The organism is Acinetobacter sp. WCHAc010052 (assembly GCF_002165295.2).
Classification (GTDB): domain Bacteria; phylum Pseudomonadota; class Gammaproteobacteria; order Pseudomonadales; family Moraxellaceae; genus Acinetobacter; species Acinetobacter chinensis.
The window spans coordinates 2,915,044-2,938,152 of record NZ_CP032143.1 but is presented as its reverse complement, the minus strand read 5'-3'; the positions used below and the strand labels follow the sequence as shown (position 1 = coordinate 2,938,152).

Sequence of the window (23,109 nt, the reverse complement as noted above, 5' to 3'; positions counted from 1 at the left end):
CGGGTACGTAAACAGCGTATCGCCTTTAAAATAAGGTACGATTATGCCTCTTTGAACGTTCAGTCTCAAGGAGCAAAGGGGAAAACTGTGATAAAACGCAAAAATTGCTGAGCTATTCCTGATCGGGATACAGGTCGCTGTGTTTTTATGGTATGCCTGATATTCAGAATGGAAACAGGAGGAGAGCTTTTACTGCTGCAACTCAGTCCAGGTAGCCATTTTTATCCAGGAACAGAAACAGTGCGCAGCCAAAGCTGAAGACAAGCAGAGCTGCCTGAGTAAATTCGTTAATGGATTTTCCTGTAAAGAAATACAGATCAGAATTCCACAGTTCAGATGAAAAATACTGTGCATAATCCCATACAGAAAAACTGCCTGCACAGATACTCAGTATGATCAGCCAGTGGGCATAATATTTAACTTTGGACTGAACAGGTCGGTACTGACGGTAAGTTTTATAATAATGAACAGACATCCACAGTAAAAAGGGCAAAGCCACAAAGGATGTTCCAATCTGAAGAACACGGTGCATGGGGTAGGTTGCATTGAACAGTGTTACAGGCTGACTGAGAAATTCCCTGAAGGCAAAAGTCCGAAAATCCACATGAGTCAGACCATCCCAGATAATATGCGTTGCCGTTCCCACAACGATGGCAATGACCGTTCCTGCACTGAATTTCAGCAATGTACTGAAACTGTTCAGATTCAGACTGTGCTGTATACCCAGGAAACGGTAAACAACAGGGCGGTAAAGCCCATACCACAGTACGCAGAATGCCAGTCCAATCCACAGGTCAATATAAAGAACAGAGCGCCATAGATGGGTAAAGCCACTGTGATCATTGATAAAAAGACGGATTAAATCGGGCACCATACAACCAATAGCTAAAGCTGCGGTCGGTAAGGTATACCGGCTGAGTTTGGCAAGTGGTGGGGCAAGCACGGCATGAGAAAGTGTAAACGGCATTAAAAAATCTTTGAAATACATCATGAAAGATAGAAGTGAGCTGAACAGCATAAATGAAAGATAAATGAATAAGCTGTTTTTTATTGCAAAATAATGTTTATGTTATATTATAACATTACTTTAAATTATTCATTCTGACCGCTCATGTTTTATAAAAATCTGATTACGCTTTCCATTTTTGCAGTGATTGCACCGGCTGTTTTCGCTGATGAACCATCCAGACAGGCACAGCAACTGGAAACTTTACGCTTTAAAGCACATCCACTTGAACAGAGTGCTGCTGATTTTGCTGTGGCTGATACTGTGCTGAAACATGAACAGTTACAGGAAAAAGGGGTTACGATTGGGGATGCTGTTGGACAGGAAGCTGGTATTTACAGTAATCAGTTCGGTTCAGGTTCAAGCCGACCTGTTATCCGTGGGCAGGATGGTGTCAGAGCCAAAGTACTGCAGAATACGGCAGATGTGATGGATGCATCGGCATTGTCCCCCGATCATGCAGTAACAGTCGATCCGGTTCTGGCGAAGCAGGTGGAAGTGATTCGTGGTCCTTCGACGCTGCTGTACAGTGCAGGGACTGTGGGAGGATTGGTCAATGTCACGGATCAGAAAATCCCGACTCAGATGCCTGAAAAGGGATACGAAGGGCAGGTGGGACTGCGTTATAACTCAGGCAGTGATGAAAAGCTTGCAGCAGCATCTGTAACTGCCGCACTTGGTGATCAGTTCGCTGTACATGTTGAGGGTCTGAAACGAAAGGCAAATGATTATATCGCGCCTGGTTATGTCACTGAGCATATGCATGAGTCTGAAGATGCCAGTGGAAACCATATTCACGAATTACACAGCGAAAAACATCGCAGAGTCGGCAACACCTTTGCCGAAGGTGAAAGCACAGGTTTAGGGCTGTCATGGATTCATGATCGTGGTTTTGTCGGCGTTTCCTATAGCCGCCGTGAAGATCAGTATGGTTTGCCAGGACACAGTCATGAATATGAGTCCTGTCATCCACATGATGACCATCTGCACTGTGATGGACACAGTGACCATGCCGATGGTCATGATCATTCAGCACATGCACATGATGAAGAAGATCATACTGGTCCCTGGGTGGATCTGAAGTCTGAGCGTTACGACTTCCGTAGTGAACTGAACCAGCCATTTGCAGGTTTTGAAAAGTTACGCGTACATGCTGGCTATACAGATTATAAGCATGATGAGCTTGAAGAAAATGAAGTTGCAACCACGTTTAAAAGTAAAGGATATGATGCCCGCCTGGAGCTTGTTCATAACCCTGTAGCCGACTGGGAAGGTGTGCTCGGTATGCAGTACAGCCAGCAGAAGTTGAATATTACGGGCGAAGAATCTTTTCTTGATCCGAATAAAACCCAGAAATGGGGGCTGTTTGCACTGGAACATAAGCAGTTCGGAGATTTCCATGTGGAACTTGGGACGCGACTGGATCAGCAGAAAATTCAGATCGACTCTGACCTGAAAAACTATGATGACTATGCACTGTCATATTCTGGAGCAGTGAACTGGGCGTTTATTCCATCTTATAAACTGTCACTGAATGCATCGCATCAGGAGCGTTTACCACTGGCTCAGGAGCTTTATGCAGAGGGTAAGCACCTGGCAACCAATACTTATGAACGGGGAAATGAAAACCTGGATGCTGAAAAATCAGATAATCTGGAAATAGGTCTGCATTATGAAGGCGATCAACTGAAGTGGCATACACATCTGTATCATAACTGGTTCAACAACTATATCTATGCAGCAACAACCTATGCCTATGAAAATTTCAGGCTTGTCGATTATACCCAGGATAAGGCGAAGTTTTATGGTATTGAGGCAGAAGTGAGCTATGCCTTTAATCCTGTGTTTACGCTGGGGCTGTCCGGAGATTATGTCCGCGGGAAAATTGATGGTATCAATGCTCCCCGTGTCCCTGGTGGACGTATCGGAACACGGGCAGATGTTAAATTCACCGATGGTTGGTCAGGTCAGGCAGAGTTTTACCATGCATTCAAGCAGGACAAAACTGCTGCATGGGAATCTGAAACAGATGGATATAACATGCTGAATATGGGTGTTTCCTATGCAGGAAAGTTCTCACAGGGCAATGATTACCGCATGTACTTCCGTGCAAACAATCTGCTGGATGATCAGGTTTATTCTCATGCATCTTTTTTATCCAGTATTCCACAGGTCGGTCGTAATTTTACCGTAGGTGTTGAACTGGGGTTCTGAGAATGATGACTGTGACAGGGGCTGAAACCTGTCTGTCACAGAATTCCTCTTGAAAAATCAGGTGATAAAACCTAGTCTGAGTACATTGGACTGGGTTTTTTCTTATGCGTATTTTTCAACGGATTCATAAGCAGCTGAACTGGTCACGCAGACGTTATGTCGGTGTGATTGTTGGGTTGCTTGCTCTCGGCTATTTTTCTTCTGCGGTTTATCATGTCTACAAACCATTACCTGAAGGACTGAATGTCACGGGTAAACTCAGACATGCAGATGTTCAGTTTATTGCAGATCAGACCTGGATCGACAGCCAGGGTAAGCAGCAGATGAATCACCAGATTTTCAGTAAAATGCTGAAAATGATTGATGATGCCCAAACCACGATTGTGCTGGATATGTTCCTGTTCAACAAGGAAGTCGGTGCATCAGGTTTGGAACAGAAAAAACTGACTCAGCAACTTACAGATGCACTGATCAGTAAAAGACTGACCACGCCAGGCATTGAAATTAAAGTCATTACAGATCCTGTCAACTCGGTATATGGCGGTGTTGCGCCTGAGCATTACCGTCAGTTACGTCAGGCAGGTGTGGATGTCATGGAAACCAACCTGGTTCCCTTAAGAGCTTCAAATCCAGTATGGTCAGGTTTCTGGTATATCTGTTGTCAGGATATTGGCAATAATGCAGAAAAAGGCTGGTTACCAAATCCTCTTGGCACAGAAAAAGTCACATTACGCAGTTATCTGAATCTGTTCAACTTCAAAGCCAATCATCGAAAAACACTGGTTGTGGATACTCCGAACGGATGGGAAACACTGGTGACCTCCATGAACCCCCATGATGGCAGTTCACGCCACTCCAATGTTGCACTGGTGGTAAACGGTCAGACGGCATTGGATGTTCTGAAAACTGAACAGACGGTTGCACATCTGTCTGGCGGTGACATGCCTGTGGTGATTGCGGGAGAGTTTGATGGTGCTGAAACTTTGCCTCAGGTGCAGGTACTGACCGAAAAGGCAATTCTGGATGCGACACTGAAGCTGATTGAATCTGCAGACAAAAATGACCATATTGATCTGGCGATGTTCTACCTGTCAGAACGTAATATAGTGAAATCGCTGATTGCTGCCAGAGCGCGGGGCGTGCAGATGCGGGTTTTACTAGATCCGAATAAAGATGCATTTGGTCGTCAGAAGAATGGTATTCCAAACAGACAGGTGGCGTCTGAATTGCATGATGCAGGGATTGATGTCCGCTGGTGTAATACCCAGGGTGAACAGTGCCACAGCAAAATGATTGTAAAACGTAATGCGCAATCTGCGGAAATGATTTTAGGTTCAGCAAACTTTACGGCACGTAATCTGAAAAATTATAATCTGGAAACTGATTTACGCGTGCTTGGAAATACCCAACAGCAGGTTTTTGTGGATGCAGATCAGTATTTTAATACGGCCTGGTCCAATTTGAATGGTCGTCAGATGAGTGTGGATTATGCAAAATATGCGGATGAATCCAGGTTGAAGTACTGTGTATATCGTTTTATGGAGTGGAGTGGGCTGTCGACTTTTTAATGACCACTCCCTGACCCTCTCCAGAAAGGAGAGGGGGCTTCTTCACTTGCGCTGTAACAGCTCAGGGAGAAGGTTGGGATGAGGCTGATTATGGTTCTGGATTAGGCGGAACCAAAGTATCCAGGTCTTTATCTGACATCTGATCCAGTTCTTTAATATCGGTTTTAATTTTCCAGCTGCTGTCATCATCCACAGGCTGTGGTAAACGGGCTTCGAGCCAGTCACAGATAATATCCGGTGGAAAATCGGGGTGGTTGCACTGAATCACCCAGGACAGAAACTGTTTTGCATCACCATTCATATACGGTGGTGGTGATACAGGCAGAAACTGAGTCGGCAGGCGTTCATTTTTAGAAATATAATTCAGGACATGCCCTAGTTCCTGTACAGTCTGCCATGCCAGCGGATGTTCGGTATCAATCTGAAACTTGAACCACCATGCGTGTTTACCATCAGAACCATAGGCATCAATCCGGTTTTTCTGTACGCTCGGAACTTTGCAGAAAAATTGGTGCAAGCGGTCAAAACTTAAATCAGACACGTTGTATGATCCAGTAAAAAAGAATTGATTTTAGCATAACCGATTTTTGATACCGATGGTCTGAGGGAAATTGCAGGACATCTGTTTATCCTTTACAAATATTTTCAATAGAATGTTTTTTATCCATTTTTTATTCAGAACACACAGGTACACTTCTGATATACCTACTGTGATGGAGGCTTTTCAAATGAAAGTGTCAGTTTTATCTGCGGTCAGTAGCATGATGCTGTTGGGAGCGTCCATGTCAGCAATGGCAGAAACAAACCGCTGGGCAAGTTATGGCAGTGTGGATACGACCCGTCAGTATCATGGACAGCATTATCCGCCAAACAGACCCGTGTACCCTCATAGACCGCCTCAGCATTATCCTCAACATCCACCTTACTGGGGGCAGCCATCGGTCAGACCGGGTTTAACCATCACTTATCAGGGACCAACTACGGTTTATCATGATCAGCAAAGCTACAGCTTTGTAAATGGTGATCCTGTGGGCAGTTCAATTCACAGCTCCACTCATTCTGTGGTTGTGGACTGGCAGAACCGTGGCTTACCTGCGCCACCCCGGGGCATGTACTGGGGTTTTGAAAACGGCAGATATATACTGGTGCCGACGAATTAAAACGATCCCCCATTTCAGGGGGATTTTTTATCAGGCGAGTTCATCATCTTCAGGACGCGGTGTTTTTCCATGTGGCAGTGGTTTTTCAGTGTGTTTGTCACGTATAACAGATGGATACGTCCATGAAGCATAACGCACAATTAAAACAGCCACCGCCAGAATCAGAATCGAACCTGTGATAATCACCTGATCCATATCAGCTTTATGGTCATGCTGAATATCTGAAATAAGCAGTCGGGTCAGGGCAGTGATGGCAATATAAATCAGAAAACGCACGGGCATGTGGTTGGTTTTAAAGTAGATGCCCACCATTGCACCCAGTTCCAGATAAATAAATAACAATAGAATGTCATCAATACTTGCGTATTGTTTGATGGTCAGAATTTCAATAATGGTGTGTATGGCTGACCAGGCAATCATACAGCCAATAATAAACAGGGCAGTATAATGAAAGGCTTCAACTGCAATATTGCCCAGTTTGTCGAGGAGGTTTTCTATTTTCTCAATACGCGGATCTTTGTTCATTCCATCCTCCATTTTTGATGTTCTCAATGCATTAAAAGTTTAATTACATTAAAAACCATGCAAATTTCATGCACATGAAAGAGAAATGAATATTGCTGGATTTAAAAATCATCATTTTTGATGTTATGTTATTTCTGCCCCCATAATCTGATGACAATAAAAATGTATATGCCGACCCATTTCAGACAGGAAAATCTGACCGAGCTTTTTGAGCTGATTGAACATCATCCACTGGCGAGTGTTATGGTGATACATGAGGGAGAGATTGAAGCCAGTCATCTTCCTTTTGAGCTGGATCGTTCTGTAGGTGAGTATGGCGTTTTGCGTGGGCATATTGCCAAAGCCAATCCATTATTTACGTTGCTTGAAAATCCACAGCCTGTCTATGTGATTTTTCATGCCGATCATGCCTATATTTCACCCAGCTGGTACGAGGGCAAGCAGGAGCATCATCGGGTCGTTCCGACATGGAACTATCGGGTAGTGCATGTTAAAGGCACGATCCGTAAAGTCGAGGATGACAGATACTTACGGGGGGTACTGGCTCGTTTGACTCGAACACATGAAGCTACTCAGGAGCTTCCCTGGAAAATGGGGGATGCACCCGAAGACTTTATTCAGGAACAGTTAGAGAAAATTGTGGCAGTAGAAATTGAAATGGATTCCATCATCGGGAAATTCAAAGTCAGTCAGAATCGTAGTGCAGCAGATGCTGAAAGAGTGGCGACTGCTTTGGAAGACAGGAATCCCGAAATGTCGGAGTCGATCCGTAAATATTATCCTGAAGTTTAATTGCTGAAATAATACATTTTTAGCCCACTGTCAGTGGTAAGTTCAAAATGGAAAAAAGTTTTTTCAAACCTGATGACTGCTGAAAAGGATAAAATGATGAAAATAAGACCAATGATCCTGAGTGCCAGCTTTGTACTGTGTTCTCCATTGCTGTATGCAGAATCCATCAGGATACCCACAGTGTCTGAGGCAAAACAGGCAACAGTGGATCTGTTGGGCAAAGAAATCGGTGCAATGATTTCGGAGCTTAAACTGGGAACATGTATTTCTGCCGTTAAACCGACTCATCCAGGTCAGATCGCCTGTACTCTGACAATCAGACTGGGAGCAGCGATCAATGAAACACAATCTGATTTTTATCAGAAAAAGGGTAAATGGGTTGCTATGCCGAGTGAGTCTCAGGATAAATTACCATTTCCAGACCCTGAACTTCAGTAAGCCATAAATAAAAATGCCTGCACTGCTGGGCGTTCAGCATTCCTCAGTCGAGGTAAAACGTGGTGATGAAATATAGCCGGAAAACAATAGCCAACGCTTTGCTGCTTGCTCCATTACCGCTGATTTTACTGAGTGCATTGTCCATTATGATCGTGAACAGTGAATATCGTCTGGATTCAGTTTTTGTGATTTTTGCAGGGCATGCACTTGTTTATCTGGCTTATTGTGTTTTAACAGTACCCTTCACTTTTCTGATTTCTATCGGGCTGAATCATTATTCAGCACTTAACTTTTTTAGCATCTGTATCAGTTCACTGGTTATTTCCACCGTTTTTTTTATTCTTGTGATATGGAGTCATACAGGGCAGGTATCGGGGTATTGGAAAGAAGTGTTTAATCATGGTTTTACAATAATCACGGCACTTATTTCGGGCTTTTTTTACTGGCTGTTTCTGACTGTATTAAGGAACAGGGGCACTGAAAATAATGAACAGGAAGTTTGAAATTTCATCCGAATAAACAGATGAGTCTGAAAGTAAAATGCCCTCAATGGAATCCATTCAGGGCATTTTTAACCGCATGGCTGGCTAAAGATTAAGACTGATTGGTGAAATAATCTTCAGAGAAGTTCATGATCACTTCAGAACCAGCTTTCACTTTGGTAATACGCAGTGCCAGTGCTGGCAGAATACGCTGTACAAAGTACAGTGCCAGCGCCAGTTTGTTCTGGTAGAACTCGCCATCTTTTGATTTTGCTGCCTGAGCAATACGGGCAAACATGTATGAGAAACTCAGCAGACCGACTGCATGCAGATAATCGACAGCAGCAGAGTTCGGGAACTCATTGTTTTCAGCTGCCTGAGCCAGGATGTAACGGGTTACATCTTCAACTTCAGTTGCAGCATCAAGCGTTGCATCTTTAATAAAGTTCAGGTCAGCATCAAGTGCGTTGGCAAAGTCACGGATTTCCTGAATATATTCAGCGATGAATTCACCGTTACATTTAATGGTTTTACGACCGATCAGATCCTGAGACTGAACACCGTTGGTACCTTCATAAATCTGTGCAATACGCAGGTCACGGACACACTGTTCCATACCCCATTCACGGATAAAGCCATGACCACCGAACACCATCTGAGCATCAATCGCTGCATCAAATGCTGTATCAGTTAAATATGCTTTTGCAATTGGTGTCAGCAGGGCAACACGGTTGTTGGCAGCTGCAACAGCTTCAGGGTCTGTAGAGAATTTGGTGATGTCCAGCTGCTGACCAACATAAACAGCAAATGCACGGGATGCTTCATTGTTTGCACGGGCATTTAACAGCATACGACGTACATCGCCGTGTACTAAAATGCTGTCCGCTGGTTTTTCAGGTGATTTTGCACCTGTAGCAGAACGACCCTGTAAGCGGTCAGTCGCATACTGTGCTGCATTCTGGTAGGCATATTCAGAAGCCCCCAGACCCTGAATACCCATGGACAGACGTTCGTAGTTCATCATCACGAACATTGCTGCCAGACCTTCGTTCTCTTTACCGACCAGGTAACCTTTTGCTGCATCGAAGTTCATGACACAGGTCGCAGAAGCCTTGATCCCCATTTTGTGTTCAATGGAACCAGGACCCGCAGTATTGCGCTCGCCCAGTGAACCATCTGCATTGACAATGAATTTAGGCACGATGAACAGGGAAATACCACGTGAACCTGCTGGAGCGTTCGGAGTTTTCGCCAGTACCAGGTGAATGATGTTTTCTGACAGATCGTGATCACCACCTGTAATGAAGATTTTTGTACCAGTGATGTTGTAGGTACCGTCAGCATTTGGTTCTGCTTTGGTTTTAATAATACCTAAGTCAGTACCAGCGTGTGGTTCAGTCAGACACATGGTACCTGACCATTCACCTGTGTACATTTTAGGTAAATAGGTCTCTTTCTGTTCCTGAGATGCATAGCTGTTTAACGCCATACCTGCACCGACAGAAAGAAGTGGGTAGAGCATGAAAGATGGGTTGGTGGCGAACAGCATTTCATCAGACAGTACAGTCAGCATTTTTGGCATGCCCTGACCGCCCCATTCTTCATCCGCACCCAGACCAATCCAGCCGCCTTCGGCATACTGTTTAAATGCTTCTTTAAAGCCAGCAGGCGTGGTGACTGCACCATTTTCATAGTGAGCGCCTTCTTCATCACCTGTACGGTTCAGAGGCAGGGTCACGTTCTGTGCAAATTTTGCCATTTCTTCAAGGATAGCTTCAGCTGTTGCTGCATCCAGATGTGCAAGATTTTCATTGCTCTGCCAGAACTGTTCAGCATTGAAAACGTCATTCAGAATGAATTTCATATCTGCAAGAGGTGCATTATAAATTGGCATGATTGTCCACCTGTCTGTTTTTTAAATCTGTTGATATCCGTCAGTCTACTGTATTTATATGTCATAAATCAGACGACTCAGACTGAATATGTATCGGTATATTGTGTGTCTTTATAAAGAAAAAGGACAGTCAATACTATGACTGTCCTTTTCAGAAAGCTGAACTCATGAGTTCAGCTTTTTATGCAGTCCGGATCTGTTTGCACAGACCGGAGCAGTTTACTTAGAAAGCAAAATGTTCTGCATCAAGGGCCATCATAGGCTCTAAACCACCAGAGATCACATCAACGTGTGAACGTACACGTGGCAGGATTTTCTTGAAGTAGAAACGTGCAGTCGTTACTTTTGCATTGTAGAAGTCGACATCTGTTGTACCTGCTGCCAGTGCTTCCTGAGCAACAAGTGCCATACGTGCCCACAGGAATGCAAGTGTTACATAACCTGAGAAGTACATGTAGTCTACAGCAGCAGCACCGACTTCATCAGGGTTCTGCATTGCACGCATACCGATCTGCATGGTCAGGTCGCCCCATTCTTTGTTTAAAGCAGCCAGTGGCTCTACAAGCTCTTTTAAGCCTGCATTGTCTTTGTTTGCTTCTACAAATTTATGGATGATTTTAGTGAAGTCTTTCAGCATAGCGCCCTGAGTACCCAGTACTTTACGACCTAACAGGTCAAGTGCCTGAATTTCAGTTGTACCTTCGTACAGACATGAAATACGGGTATCACGAACAATCTGTTCCATACCGTGTTCAGAGATAAAGCCGTGACCACCGAATACCTGTACGCCGTGTTTCGCAGATTCAGAACCTGTTTCAGTTAAGAATGCTTTAGCAATCGGAGTCAGCAGGGACAGGATGTTGTCTGCAAATTTACGTTCTTCTTCAGTTGCACCCTGTTCAACAATATCAGCATACTGAGACAGGAAGTAAACCAGTGCACGACCGCCTTCAGCAAATGATTTCTGAGTCATCAGCATGTTACGGACAGCAGGGTGAACGATAATTGGATCAGCTTCTTTTTCAGGTGCTTTAGGACCAGAAAGTGAACGCATTGCCAGACGGTCTTTGGCATAAGCTAAAGCACCCTGGAATGAAGATTCAGAAGCAGTCAGACCCTGTACAGCAGTACCGATACGTGCAGTGTTCATGAATGTGAACATGCAGTGTAAGCCTTTGTTTTCAGGTCCAATCAGGAAGCCTTTAGCGTTATCAAAGTTGATGACACATGTTGCGTTACCATGAATACCCATTTTGTGTTCGATTGAACCACAACGTACGCCATTACGGTCACCTACAGTACCGTCAGCATTGACATTGAATTTAGGTACGATGAACAGTGAGATACCTTTAGTACCTTTAGGCGCGCCTGGTAAACGTGCAAGAACAATGTGAACAATGTTCTCAGCCATGTCGTGTTCACCAGCAGAGATAAAGATTTTCTCACCAGAGATTGCATAGCTGCCGTCAGCCTGTGGTTCAGCTTTAGAACGGATAATACCTAAGTCAGAACCTGCATGGGATTCTGTCAGACACATGGTGCCTGTCCATACGCCTGAAACCAGGTTTGGTAAATATGTTGCTTTCTGTTCAGCAGAACCGTGATGTTCAATGGTACGTACCGCACCATGAGACAGACCAGGGTACATACCCCATGCCCAGTTTGCAGAACCAACCATTTCAGAGACAGCAGTTGCTAAAGAACCAGGCAAGCCTTGACCGCCATGTTCTTCAGGAACAGAAAGAGAAGGGAAACCAAGCTCTACATATTTATCATATGCAGCTTTAAAGCCTGTTGGAGTCGTAACTACGCCATCATTCCAGGTACAACCTTCACGGTCACCGGTCTGGTTCAGTGGAGACAGTTCGTTTTCACAGAAGTCTGCACCAGCTTCAAGGTATTGATCCACCAATTCACGGCTTACTGTGTCCTGGAAAGCAGGAAGTTTTGAATAGTGCTCTTCAGCATTTAATAATTCATGCAAAACGAATTGCATATCACGTAAGGGCGCTTTGTATTGTGGCATATCGGTTTCCTCAATACTGGTTAAACCAGATTTATAATCTTAAATAAATATTTCACGTGTCTTCACTGACACGTATGAGAATGGTTCAATCGTGCAACATCTTCTGATCAGGTACAAGCATTTCAGGTGTATTTACTGGTGACTGTTAAGTCAAAGATTTTTATCCTGAAACAGCTAAGTGTATTGAGTGTAAACAGTTTTGTAGTGTTTTCCATGACACAAATGGTCAAAAAAACGTAAGAAGATGTGAATGCTTCATACTCTGCAAAGCAGAATAAATGCTGTTCAGGTTCGGTTGTCCGAAAGAGAGGGAATAACCCTGAAAAAAATAAGGCTCTTATTTCAGAGCCTTATGTTATGTGCTTTTATGATGATGGGTTCTGCTCAGAGAAACAGACCACAGTGTTTTGCCTGCGGATTGATCGGTTTTCCATCTTTACAGTAGCGTTCAAGATAAGCGATGGCATCCTGAAGCGTTTCAGTATCTTCAAATTCCACAGTAACCTGTTTACTGCCAGCTGGAATGTTGATGGTTCGGCTGACCTCATGCCATTTATTGCCGTAGAAACCACCCAGGAACAGCGTTGTTTCCAGTGCTCTGTCTGGCAATTCAACCTTGACCTGACCATTGTCTGAAACTACAGTGCCGATGTCACCGTAAATCGGATAATTTTCACCGTCATTTGAATCTGCCATATAGGAATGCGTGATCAACAGGCTGGCATTGGCCGGAGTCAGTGTCAGCAGCTGCAGCTGGCGCAACAGATTATTTTTCTGATTGTTCAGCCATTTGTTCAGAATGTACTGGTAACTTTCTGCATTCAGGTGGAAAACAGGAGATGAAACACCATCTGGATGTGTGTATTGCAGCAGTTCAGTTTTTGCTGTTGAGCTGAGCCCCATATTGCTGACCAGTGTATTCATATCCTTATAACTGAGGAACTGGTTGATTTTCAGTTTCGGTAGAATGGTGACGGTACGCCCTGAACCAGCCAGACCCGATGTATCAAGGGTGACATCTGCACATGAGTTCAGTGGTTTTGATTTGACTCTGCCAATAAAGTTCAGATCCAGTTTTCTGTTTTTAGGTATGCCTGTGACAGTCAGTGGTGACGTGACAATTTTTTCAGCTGTTTTGTCCCATTGGTAATAATTGAAAACTGAAAGATTGCTTTGCGTCGCTTTGAATGCAGTGATCGTGCTGGTGATCCAGTAATCACCTGCAAAAAACGGTGTGGATGGTTTGATCTGAAAACTGTCCGGGCAGTATTCCAGTGGAGGATAAGCAGTAATAAACTGTTCATCCAGCTGTACGGTGACGTCCGAACATGAACCTGCAGGTTTCTGCACAGATGCAACTTTGTTCTGTGGTGCCAGACCACCTGCATAAACATTCAGCGTGACCGCTCTGTTTTTAGGTATCTGATTCAGTACCCGGGACTCATTTTCTATCAGTGCAGCCTGAAAGCGGTTGCTGGATTCATACACATAAAGATGCCCATCGTCATAATGGAATGGCTGAGGGAAATGTATCTGAACATCATTTGGACAGTATTCAGCAGGAGGATTCTGATCCAGAAACTCCTGAGTCATTTTTATATTTACAGTGTCAGCACATTTTCCTGCTGCACGTGAAGCCTGACCTACAGTTTTTCCTGAAGCATCTTTGACCTGATATTCAACATTGCTACTGATAAATGTGCCTGTGGAATAAATAAAACTGTCAGGTCCAGTCACCATGGCACGTTGAGCAACCTGCCCATCCACACGAGTTTCCAGGGTCAGTGGCTCAGTCTGATAAAAATTATTTTCAAAGCGGACACGGGTGTTGTAGCAGATGGCTGGTTGCGCTTCAGGAATGATCCAGTCCAGGTTCCATATGGAAAGATGTTCCACCTGATAGCTGACGCTGTAAGAACCGTTTGCATTCTGGACAAACTGACCGATGGTTTCCTGCTGCCAGAGACCGGTCTGTTCATTATGACTCCATACCGGAATCGTTTCACCTGCACGAACAGGAGCACCTGTTTCAGGGTTAATGACACCAAAAGGAGTCTGAATGGTCATACTGCCTTGCTTACTCAGCAAATGTGCTTTACGTCCTTTTTCATCCACAATATCCACCGCCAGTAAGCCTGCAGTGACAAATTTACCGGCTATTTCAGTCTGACCTGAACCATTGTTCATCAGTACGGCTGCCTGATTAAGACCTCCTGGAAAGAATTTTTCAATATCAGGCATGACCGGACTGAAATAACCGACACTGACACGGAGTTTCCCTTCGAGGACTTTGCCCTGTGCATCTTTGAGCTGGCTTCCGGCAGGCAGACTGAAACTGCCGCTTGCCCCCTGAGAGGCAGGGTCAGCAGTTGTTGCAGTCAGTTGTATCGCACCTGACAGTACCCCAGCAGCAGCGGTCAGATTATTCTGCTGTTGAACAGCTGCTCCCTGAGGTGGAGCCGTTTTACTGATCAGATAAATTTTCTGAACAGCAGGTGCTGCTCCTGTGTAGCTGATGGTGATGCCTGAACTGAAATAATCATCTGAACTGGCCGTCAGTCGGAAGGTGACCGGAGTGGTTGCACTTGCAGATTTTGTTGCGCTTTCTTTTAAATAGACAGTTGCAGTACCGTGTCTGATGGCAGAACCAATACTGGCATCCTCATAGACGTTCTGACCGGAAATGCTATCGTCTGCACTGAGCGTTACAGTGGAACGCACAGGCTGACCGGTTGCTGCATCAATCAGCTGTACAGTAATGGGAACACGCTTCCCCATAACGTCGAGCTGGGCAGCAATCTGATCATCCTGCACCGTTGAACCAGACTTTCCACCGCCACCACAGGCACTCAGATGCAGACTGCATATCACGGCAGTCAGTAGGCTTAATTTATATTTCATGGACCGAAGACCCCGTTTATAGTTATAAAGTCAATTTTTTGAAGTACAGTAGATATATCTTTGTAATTAAATGAAACTTCAGCTGTTTAATGCTGAAAGGCTGCTCGGATTTATTGTGAAGTTCATCCGTGAAAATCATTAAAAAGATATGCAGATCATTCTAATCCGCTGAGCAAAGCCACAGATATCCCAAAATTGGGATACTGGTACATGTGCTGAAAGATTATTGTTTTTAAGTGATTTATACAGAGCTATATGACCTGACCATTGAGCAACTGCGGTGCAGGCAGTAATTGAGTCATAAAAAAAGGCGCATTCAGCGCCTTTTAATGAATATGGATTGCGGGATTAAGCAGCTTTCGCCTGAGCTACAGCAGCTGGTGCCGGCTGGAAGCGGACTTCACATTTGCCATCCACTGTCTGAGTACCGACTTTAATCTGCACTGCTTTACCGTTACTTTGTCCTTCGCAGGCTTTCAGAATTGTCTGCTGACGTGCCTGACGTTCTGCCAGTCGCTGGTCATAAGCTTTAGTCAGCTCTGCACGTTTAGCATCTGTCAGTACTTCACCACGGTTCATTCCGTGTGCTGAACGGTCATGCATTTTCATGTGATGGCGTTCACCAGCCTGAGGTCTCTCGGCATCACGTTTTTTATGATCGGCTTTGAAAACAGTCTGACAGGTTCCATCAATTGATTTATCGCCCGCTTTAATCTGAACAGACTGTCCAGCGGTTTTACCATCGCAGGCCTGTCTGATCTGCTGCATGACTTCCTGACGTTCTGCACGTTTCTGTTGTATCTGCTCACGTTGTTCAGGAGTCATTTTATGCATCTGACGTTCGCCGTGCATACGCTGTGGAGCATCAGCCCCTTTAGATGGTGCAGTGGACTGACAGGCAGTTAAAGCACCTGCACTGAACAGACCTGCTGTAACTAGTGCGATTTTTGTCATTTTGTTCATTATCATCAGCTCCACAAAAAAATAGATGTAAAATTCATTGATTAAAGATTAAATAATAATGATGAAGAAACAATGGAGGGCTTTTTAAATCAGTGTTCTATACAATACTTATTATGAATAAAAAATAGAGACCGTTGCTTGAAAAAACACCGTATTCCTATCGCCCTGCGTTTGTTTCTGACCGTACTGTTAACCACACTGGTTATTACAACAGTCAGCCTGGGCGTTTTGCACTGGACTATGCAGAAAAACTTTGCCCGCTATGTTGCAGATGTTGAAATGCAGAAACTTGATCACCTGATTGAAAATCTGGCAGGTGTCTATGGTGCGTACAGTGACTGGGGAAATGCAATTCAGGCACAGATTTTACAGGTTGAAGGAAACGCTGCGCCGGATGATTACGACAAACTGTCCCGGTGGTGGCTACGCAGACAATACGATATTGCTCTGCAGCAGCGTTATTTCAAAGAACAGACCGCTTCGCTGAATCTGGCACCGAATATCGGTCTGAAAAATATGAATGGGCATATTCCTGATGTGGAAGAACTTCGATGGATTGAACGGAATCTTCCTTCAGAGTTTCAGCCTTTTGAGGGCTTGAAGTTCCCATTAAGTTCAAATCAGGCAGCATTCAGACCACCAAAGAAAAATGGAGAAATCAGCGAACCACCACCAAAAACAACAGGTAAAAAACAGTTTATTTCCATGCCTGACCGTTTAGGACTGAGTTCCCGTCTGTCTCTTTTTGATGCCAGACATCAGTTTGTACTGGGGGAACCTTCAGATGATCAGGTGTCGTATCGACCGATTGTGGTGAATGGTAAAACAGTCGGTTATCTGGGGTTGAAACCAGTACTGGATAAGGATGATGCGCTCAGTATCAACTTTTTCAGTAATCAGAAACGTTATCTGTTGCTGGTGTATGGACTGACTTTTTTTGCCAGTCTGGTTGCAGCATTATTACTTGCGACCTATTTTAAGAAACCGATTCAGAGATTGCTGAATGCAACACGTGAACTGACCAAAGGAAACTTTCAACATCAGGTTACTGTGAAGCGTAATGATGAACTGGGGGATTTATCCACCGAAATCAATCAGCTTGCAACAATTCTGGATCAGCATGAAACCTCACGCCGTGTATGGGTTGCAGACACTTCACATGAGCTGAAAACACCGCTGGCGGTATTGCAGGCACAGATTGAGGCTATGCAGGACGGTATCCGTAAACCGACACCGAAGCATTTCGATGCCATGCTGGCACAGGTCACCAGTCTGAAAAAACTGACTCAGGATCTTGCAGATCTGGCACAGGCGGAAGCACAACAACTGACCTGTTATATGGCAGAGATTGATCCCTGGGCTGTGGTGCTGCATGAGCTTGAAAGTTTTAAGCCTAAATTTGAACAGGCTGAACTTCAGGTCTCTGCTCAGGGTGAATCGGTCAGATTACAACTGGATATAGATCGCTTTAAGCAGATTATGGTGAACTTGCTGGGTAACAGCATCCGTTATACCGAAAAGGGTGGTGAAGTCCGTATCCATACAGAACAGAATGAACACAGCTGGAGCGTGATTGTTGATGACAGCCCGCTTGGACTGAGTGATGAACAGCTTGCAAAACTGGGTGAACGTTTCTACAGAGTGGATGATTCACGGACGCGCAGTACAGGTGGTACAGGATTAGGACTGGCACTTTCAGTTAAAATTGCACAGGCTCTGGGTGGTACACTGCATTTTGAACATTCACCATTGGGTGGTTTACGTTGCAGACTGACATTCCCGAAACAGATGAATAAATAAAGGAAGTAATGAAACAATGAAACATATCATGCTGGTTGAAGATGAAGTGGAACTTGCAGAACTGGTGCGGGATTATCTGGAAGCTGCTGGACTGGAAGTCAGTATGTTTCATGACGGACAGGAAGCCTATGACAGCTTTTTACAGCGTAAACCGAGTCTGATGGTACTGGATCTAATGGTACCCCGTATGGATGGTCTGACCATCTGCCGTAAAGTGCGTGAGCAGTCCGATCTGCCGATTATTATGGTGACAGCCCGTACTGAAGAAATTGACCGTGTGCTGGGGCTGAACATGGGGGCAGATGACTACGTCTGTAAACCATTCAGTCCGAAAGAACTCGTGGCACGGGTACAGGCTGTACTGCGCCGTCTTGAGCGTAAGGCTGAACCTGAAGAAAATACGCTGTTCCGCATGGATAAAGCACAACAGCGTATCTGGTATCAACAAAAGTCGCTGAATTTAACACCAACTGAATTCCGCCTGCTGGAACTGTTCCTTGATCATGTAGGGCAGGTCTATTCACGTGCGCAACTTTTAGACCATATCAACCCGGACAGTTTTGATGTCGCTGATCGCGTTATTGACAGTCATATCAAAAACTTACGTCGTAAAATTTCAGATGCAGCAGAAACTGGAAACCGTCATGAATGGATTCAGGCTGTTTATGGAGTAGGCTATCGCTTTGAATATCCAGAAGATTAAATTTTCTGCATAAAAGTGACAGTCATGTGGATAAACACAAGTTTATCCACAGTTTTTGTGGGTAACTGGGTATAACTTCAAATCAGATGCTGATTAAAACGACAGTCGAAAAGAGTTTCTGTAAATTTTAAAGACTTGAATGAATAGCCAGGGTCTGTTTCTGAGCTTTGGTTAAGGTCTGTACGACCAGTGCATAAGAGTTCAGTACCAGATCTTCGATCAGTTCTTTCCTGATCTGATCACCTGAATATATCGAAATCCAGTGCCGTTTATTCATGTGATAACCGGTATGAATGGAAGAATAGATATCACGTAACATATCACCATGTTCAGGCGTGACTTTTAAATTAACAAAAATCTTTCCATCTTTACTGGATGTCAGCAGAAAGACCTTTCCCATGATTTTAACCACAGGAATATCATCTCCAAAGGGATAGCACAGTTCTGCCAGTGCAGTACCGGTAGCAATCTGGAGCGCATATTGCTGAATTTCTTTTCCCTGCATAAATGATCTCAGTATTTAAATCTGTACAGATCGAAATTATTGATAAATCTCGATGGGAGTTCCATCATCCACCAGTTGCCAGATTTCGTCCATATCTATATTACTGACAGCAATACAGCCCCAGGTCCAGTCATTTTTTGGCATGTAATTCATCAGACCTGGCAGTTTCTTCACCTGAGCCGTTGTTGCTGAGCCATGAATCATGATATCCCCACCTGGTGAAACGCCAAGCCCCTGTGCGGTCTTTTTATCCTGCGCATTGGGATAGGATACGTGCAGGGATTTGTAGAAAGCACTGTTCGGATTCCGCCAGTCCAGCAGGTAACGTCCCTCAGGCGTTTTTCCATCACCTTCCTGAACTTTATGCCCAGCGGGGTTAAAGCCCAGTCGCATGGGGTAGGTCTGTATGACCTGATCGCGGTGTATCAGTCGGACTAACCGGTCACTTTTATAGACTTTCACCTGGGTAATGGGGGTGGATGTACGGATCTGCTGAATTTCAGCAGCAGTAAAATGCTGAACATGCAGTTTGTCTGACGGTCTGCTGGAAAAATTTAAAACCGAATCGGTGGGAATATATTTTTCGTATTTTGACCAGGCATAGCTTAGTCCTGTGATCAGCACACACAGGACTAAAAGGCATAGAACAGTTTTTTTATTCATGTGTGATATGTATTCGAATTTCTTCTAAAACAATGTAATGACTAAATTTTATGCAGAATAATACGAAAAGCTGTAGCTGATTTGTGACTGTGAACTTATCCTGTGCATAGACACATAGTTATCCACAGAAATTGTGGGTAATTATGGATAAAAACTGAGTGGAGCTGTTTTAAGAAGAACAGCTCACCATCACTTCGGGTACATCGCTAGCCAGTGGTGCCAGATCTTCAGCCCGTTCCACATCAGACTGCTTGGTAAACGGCTGACTGAGTAATATAAACAGTCGTTCAACTTCTGAAAAATCATTCCGTTCAGCCTGCTCAATTGCTTTTTGAGCCATGTGATTACGCAAAATATAAAGGGGGTTGGCATTCAGCATTTCAGTATCCAATGTATCAATATCTTGATTTGCACGAATGCTTTCGTATTGAGCTAAGAAGCTCTCAAACTGACGACGGTCTAAACAATCATCTTTAATGGCTTCATACTGTTTGTTCTGTAAGCGGATAAAACTGTTCGTATAATCCAGCTGTTCTGATTGCATGATTCTTAGAAATGCCATACCACAGTCAAAACTGTCTTTATGAAATGCCGGTAAGCCCATTTTCTGGCAAAGACCATGTGTATAATTTTCAAGGAAAGTCGGTTCGAAATGTTCCAGACAGTCAGCAAGTTCCTGTTTGAACTGTTCTTTATTTTCAGGTGCAGACAATGGAATTAAGTTGTTTAACCAGTTCCATAAATTCCAGTGTGCAATACTTGGTTGGTTCTGATAGGTATAACGACCGTTGTAATCGCTATGGTTGTTGATCCAGTTAGGGCGGAAACGCTCCATAAAACCGTATGGTCCAAAGTCTAAAGTTGAACCTGTGATATTTAAGTTGTCTGTATTCATCACGCCATGTGCAAAGCCAACCAGTTGCCATCTGGCAATCATCACAGCTGTGTTCTGAATAACTCTGGTGGCAAAGGCTAAAACTGGATTTTCAGCTTCAAGGCATTCTGGATAGTGCCATTCAATACATTTCTGAGTAAATTCTTTGAGTAATTCAGGCTGATACTGATTGATCCATTCAAAATGACCCAGGCGGATATGGCAGTCTGAAGTACGGAGCATCATTGCACCGGGTTCAAGCTTCTCACGTTGTACACCTTGCTCAGATGTTGTGAAACCGACTGAGTTACTGGATGGTACACTCAGTGCATTGAGCGCATGACCTGCAAGATACTCACGGATCACAGAGCGCAGAACGGCACGACCATCGCCCATACGCGAGTAGGGTGTAGAGCCTGCGCCTTTTAAATGCAGATCAATAGTCTGGTTGTTTTTATTCAGAATCTGAGCAACCAGTAAGCCACGACCATCACCCAGCTGTCCTGCCCATTGACCGAACTGGTGTCCTGCATAAACCATGGCAAGCGGATGAAACTCAGCAAAGGTTTTCTGTCCGCTACAGATTTCGACCCATTCAGCTTTGTCCTGTTCGCTCCACTGTAATTCATCGGCCAGAGCTTCATTGAAGTGTCCTGCTTTTGCACCTTTGAGGGGGGCAGGCATCTGTTCGTGATAGAGTTTTGGGTTCAGTGAAGGGTAGCGAGGATTGAATTTCATAGCAGAACATCAGAATGGCTGTGTTGAAACTATAGCAAAGTTTTACTGGCTATGGGGATGAATACCTACTGTTTCAGTCGGCTTAATCAACGATAAATAATTTTGCCCCTGTGGTCGTGGATGAGCGATGTGCTTCGGCATGATCTGCAACCTGATAGCTCATTCCTGCTGTGAGAGTAAATGTTCTGCCATCTTCCAGTTCGGTATGTAATTCACCTTCCAGACATAACAGGATATGTCCTTTAGAGCAAAAATGATCGGCAAGGTAGCCCGCTGAGTAGTCCACCATTCTGACACGGATATGATCAAACTGTTGAGTGCGCCAGAGTGCATAGCCTTGCTCACCTTCATAGCGGGTTGTGGGAATTTCTGTCCAGTTGGTAGTACCAAATGGGATGTTGTTCAGATTCATTTTTTTATTCTCTGATTGATGTAAATTTTATTCTGTAAGAGGAAAGGATGCTTTCAATGGAGAACTTTTCCTTTACAGACCTGGAATCTATTGGGCGGATATTCATCTTTCAAAAGGGGAGAAGATTTTGAGTGGTAAAAGAAAAGCTCCATTCAGGAGCTTTTCAATTTATTCAGTTCTGATTAAGACACAACATTCTTTTTAATGCCACGCATGAGTGTTTCCAGGCGTTCGCGGTGGAATGCAAGTTTCTGTTCAACCAGCTGGAAATCTACTTTTAACTTCGCATCCATCTGATGCAGTTTTTCAGCAACAGAAGCTTTCTTGGCCTGAAGTTCTTCTTCCTTCAGCGCAGCCCAGTCGTTCAATGTGTTGGTAAATGCTTCATATTCCTGAGCAACTTTCTGTTTCATTGCTGCAATATCTGCATTTACGTCATGACCATAAACGGCTAAGTCCTGCTGTGCGTATTTGAAACGCATTGCCAGTTCAGCTTTTTTAATATTGAAGCTTGGAATACGACGCAGATTTTTTGCCAGACCAACCTTAGAACAGCTCCAGATGAGCCATTTGGTTGGGTCATACTGCCACCATTTCACGCCGTTACGGTAGTCGTACTGGAAAATGTGGTGATAGTTATGATAACCCTCGCCCCAGGTTGCAATTGCAAGGACAAAGTTATCACGTGCTGTATTTTCATCTGTATATGGACGTTTGCCCCACATATGGCACAGCGAGTTAATAAAGAAAGTCACGTGATGGCTGAAAATCAGGCGTAATAAACCACCCAGCAGCAATACACCCCACATGTCGCCTACAGCCCAGCCAATCGGTAATAAAATACCCGCATGAACGGCAATCACAAGAGGGATGTAGTATTTGTCCTGGAACATGACCAGTTTGTTATCGAGCAGATCTGGTGCGTTTTTATAATTAGGCTCAGATGCAGGGTAGTTACGCAGCATCCATCCAATATGGGCATACCAGAAGCCATTGTTGATTGAATACGGATCCTGATCCACATCATCCACATGACGGTGATGGGTACGGTGACCTGAAGCCCAGAACAGGATGCTGTTCTGTACTGCAAAAGTTCCCATAATCATCAGAATAATCTGTAGCGGTAATGTCGCTTCATAGGCACGGTGTGCCCACAGGCGATGATAGCCCGCAGTAATACCTAAACTGCTTAAACCGAGTAAAACAAATAAGCTGACCCATGCTGCGGCACTGAAATCGTGATGCCAGGCATACAAAGGAATTGCAATCACTGCAACAACAGGAAGAAAGACCAGTGCAAATACACCGATCCAGTTAATTGGGGCTTTTGGCAAGGGAGCATTCATCTCCAACAGCACTCCTAAGAACCTTTAAACAGGTAAAATTGAACGTATAGCTTCTTTATTTTTTCAGGCTATACAGTTTCAGATAGTAGCATGGGCGAA

Annotated in this window: 20 protein-coding genes; 8 read left to right on the top strand and 12 right to left on the bottom strand. The window is 44.2% G+C overall.

Going from position 1 to position 23,109, the window contains the following annotated elements; all coding sequences use genetic code 11:
* Positions 1–202: 202 nt before the first annotated feature.
* Positions 203–967: a DUF4184 family protein gene (locus CDG61_RS14340; protein WP_087550648.1), complete on the bottom strand. Its 765-nt coding sequence runs from the start codon at positions 965–967 to the stop codon at positions 203–205.
* Between the two features lie 144 nt (positions 968–1,111).
* Here CDG61_RS14340 and znuD point away from each other — a divergent pair, with 144 nt between their 5' ends.
* Together znuD and CDG61_RS14330 are read left to right on the top strand one after the other, a co-directional pair.
* Complete coding sequence (znuD, locus tag CDG61_RS14335) at positions 1,112–3,220, top strand: zinc piracy TonB-dependent receptor ZnuD (RefSeq protein WP_087550599.1); 2,109 nt, start codon at positions 1,112–1,114, stop codon at positions 3,218–3,220.
* A 104-nt stretch (positions 3,221–3,324) separates the two neighbouring features.
* Entirely contained in the window at positions 3,325–4,788 is a 1,464-nt protein-coding gene (locus tag CDG61_RS14330) for a phospholipase D family protein (RefSeq protein ID WP_087550600.1), read from the top strand.
* A gap of 88 nt (positions 4,789–4,876) precedes the next feature.
* Here CDG61_RS14330 and CDG61_RS14325 read toward each other — a convergent pair whose 3' ends face one another.
* Entirely contained in the window at positions 4,877–5,329 is a 453-nt protein-coding gene (locus CDG61_RS14325; protein WP_087550601.1) for a hypothetical protein, read from the bottom strand.
* 187 nt (positions 5,330–5,516) lie between these two features.
* Between CDG61_RS14325 and CDG61_RS14320 the strand changes: the two genes are divergently transcribed.
* Positions 5,517–5,948, top strand: a complete 432-nt coding sequence (locus CDG61_RS14320; RefSeq protein ID WP_087550649.1) for an RcnB family protein — start codon at positions 5,517–5,519, stop codon at positions 5,946–5,948.
* Positions 5,949–5,978: 30 nt separating this feature from the next.
* Here the strand turns inward: CDG61_RS14320 and CDG61_RS14315 are convergent, their stop codons facing one another.
* Positions 5,979–6,473 (bottom strand): phosphate-starvation-inducible protein PsiE, encoded by a 495-nt coding sequence (locus CDG61_RS14315; protein ID WP_087550650.1) that lies wholly within the window; start codon positions 6,471–6,473, stop codon positions 5,979–5,981.
* 162 nt (positions 6,474–6,635) lie between these two features.
* On the opposite strand from CDG61_RS14315, the gene CDG61_RS14310 reads away from it, so the two are divergent.
* From CDG61_RS14310 to CDG61_RS14300, 3 genes are all read left to right on the top strand, one after another.
* Entirely contained in the window at positions 6,636–7,265 is a 630-nt protein-coding gene (locus CDG61_RS14310) for an FMN-binding negative transcriptional regulator (RefSeq protein ID WP_087550602.1), read from the top strand.
* A 93-nt stretch (positions 7,266–7,358) separates the two neighbouring features.
* Positions 7,359–7,703 (top strand): hypothetical protein, encoded by a 345-nt coding sequence (locus CDG61_RS14305; protein WP_228199583.1) that lies wholly within the window; start codon positions 7,359–7,361, stop codon positions 7,701–7,703.
* Positions 7,704–7,768: 65 nt separating this feature from the next.
* Positions 7,769–8,206, top strand: coding sequence for a hypothetical protein (locus CDG61_RS14300; protein WP_087550603.1), 438 nt, complete (start codon positions 7,769–7,771; stop codon positions 8,204–8,206).
* 91 nt (positions 8,207–8,297) lie between these two features.
* On the opposite strand, the gene CDG61_RS14295 is transcribed toward CDG61_RS14300, so the two are convergent.
* From CDG61_RS14295 to CDG61_RS14280, 4 genes are all read right to left on the bottom strand, one after another.
* Positions 8,298–10,079 carry an acyl-CoA dehydrogenase C-terminal domain-containing protein gene (locus tag CDG61_RS14295; protein WP_087550604.1) on the bottom strand — a complete coding sequence of 594 codons (1,782 nt, stop codon included), beginning with the start codon at positions 10,077–10,079 and terminating at the stop codon, positions 8,298–8,300.
* 223 nt (positions 10,080–10,302) lie between these two features.
* The gene (locus CDG61_RS14290; RefSeq protein WP_087513164.1) at positions 10,303–12,105 is read right to left on the bottom strand and encodes an acyl-CoA dehydrogenase C-terminal domain-containing protein; all 1,803 of its coding nucleotides are present in this window, start codon (positions 12,103–12,105) and stop codon (positions 10,303–10,305) included.
* A gap of 384 nt (positions 12,106–12,489) precedes the next feature.
* Positions 12,490–15,006 carry a hypothetical protein gene (locus CDG61_RS14285; protein WP_087550605.1) on the bottom strand — a complete coding sequence of 839 codons (2,517 nt, stop codon included), beginning with the start codon at positions 15,004–15,006 and terminating at the stop codon, positions 12,490–12,492.
* Positions 15,007–15,354: 348 nt separating this feature from the next.
* Complete coding sequence (locus tag CDG61_RS14280; protein WP_087550606.1) at positions 15,355–15,969, bottom strand: hypothetical protein; 615 nt, start codon at positions 15,967–15,969, stop codon at positions 15,355–15,357.
* Positions 15,970–16,107: 138 nt separating this feature from the next.
* On the opposite strand from CDG61_RS14280, the gene baeS reads away from it, so the two are divergent.
* Entirely contained in the window at positions 16,108–17,769 is a 1,662-nt protein-coding gene (gene baeS / locus CDG61_RS14275; protein WP_087550607.1) for a sensor histidine kinase efflux regulator BaeS, read from the top strand.
* 16 nt (positions 17,770–17,785) lie between these two features.
* Positions 17,786–18,472 carry a response regulator gene (locus CDG61_RS14270; RefSeq protein WP_087513168.1) on the top strand — a complete coding sequence of 229 codons (687 nt, stop codon included), beginning with the start codon at positions 17,786–17,788 and terminating at the stop codon, positions 18,470–18,472.
* 127 nt (positions 18,473–18,599) lie between these two features.
* On the opposite strand, the gene CDG61_RS14265 is transcribed toward CDG61_RS14270, so the two are convergent.
* From CDG61_RS14265 to CDG61_RS14245, 5 genes are all read right to left on the bottom strand, one after another.
* Entirely contained in the window at positions 18,600–18,977 is a 378-nt protein-coding gene (locus CDG61_RS14265; protein ID WP_087550608.1) for an MmcQ/YjbR family DNA-binding protein, read from the bottom strand.
* Positions 18,978–19,013: 36 nt separating this feature from the next.
* Positions 19,014–19,640 carry a L,D-transpeptidase family protein gene (locus CDG61_RS14260; RefSeq protein ID WP_087550609.1) on the bottom strand — a complete coding sequence of 209 codons (627 nt, stop codon included), beginning with the start codon at positions 19,638–19,640 and terminating at the stop codon, positions 19,014–19,016.
* Between the two features lie 169 nt (positions 19,641–19,809).
* Positions 19,810–21,252 carry a protein adenylyltransferase SelO gene (locus tag CDG61_RS14255; protein ID WP_087550610.1) on the bottom strand — a complete coding sequence of 481 codons (1,443 nt, stop codon included), beginning with the start codon at positions 21,250–21,252 and terminating at the stop codon, positions 19,810–19,812.
* 82 nt (positions 21,253–21,334) lie between these two features.
* Positions 21,335–21,664 carry a DHCW motif cupin fold protein gene (locus CDG61_RS14250; protein ID WP_087550611.1) on the bottom strand — a complete coding sequence of 110 codons (330 nt, stop codon included), beginning with the start codon at positions 21,662–21,664 and terminating at the stop codon, positions 21,335–21,337.
* Positions 21,665–21,846: 182 nt separating this feature from the next.
* Positions 21,847–23,010: an acyl-CoA desaturase gene (locus CDG61_RS14245; protein ID WP_087513175.1), complete on the bottom strand. Its 1,164-nt coding sequence runs from the start codon at positions 23,008–23,010 to the stop codon at positions 21,847–21,849.
* Between the last annotated feature and the right edge of the window lie 99 nt (positions 23,011–23,109).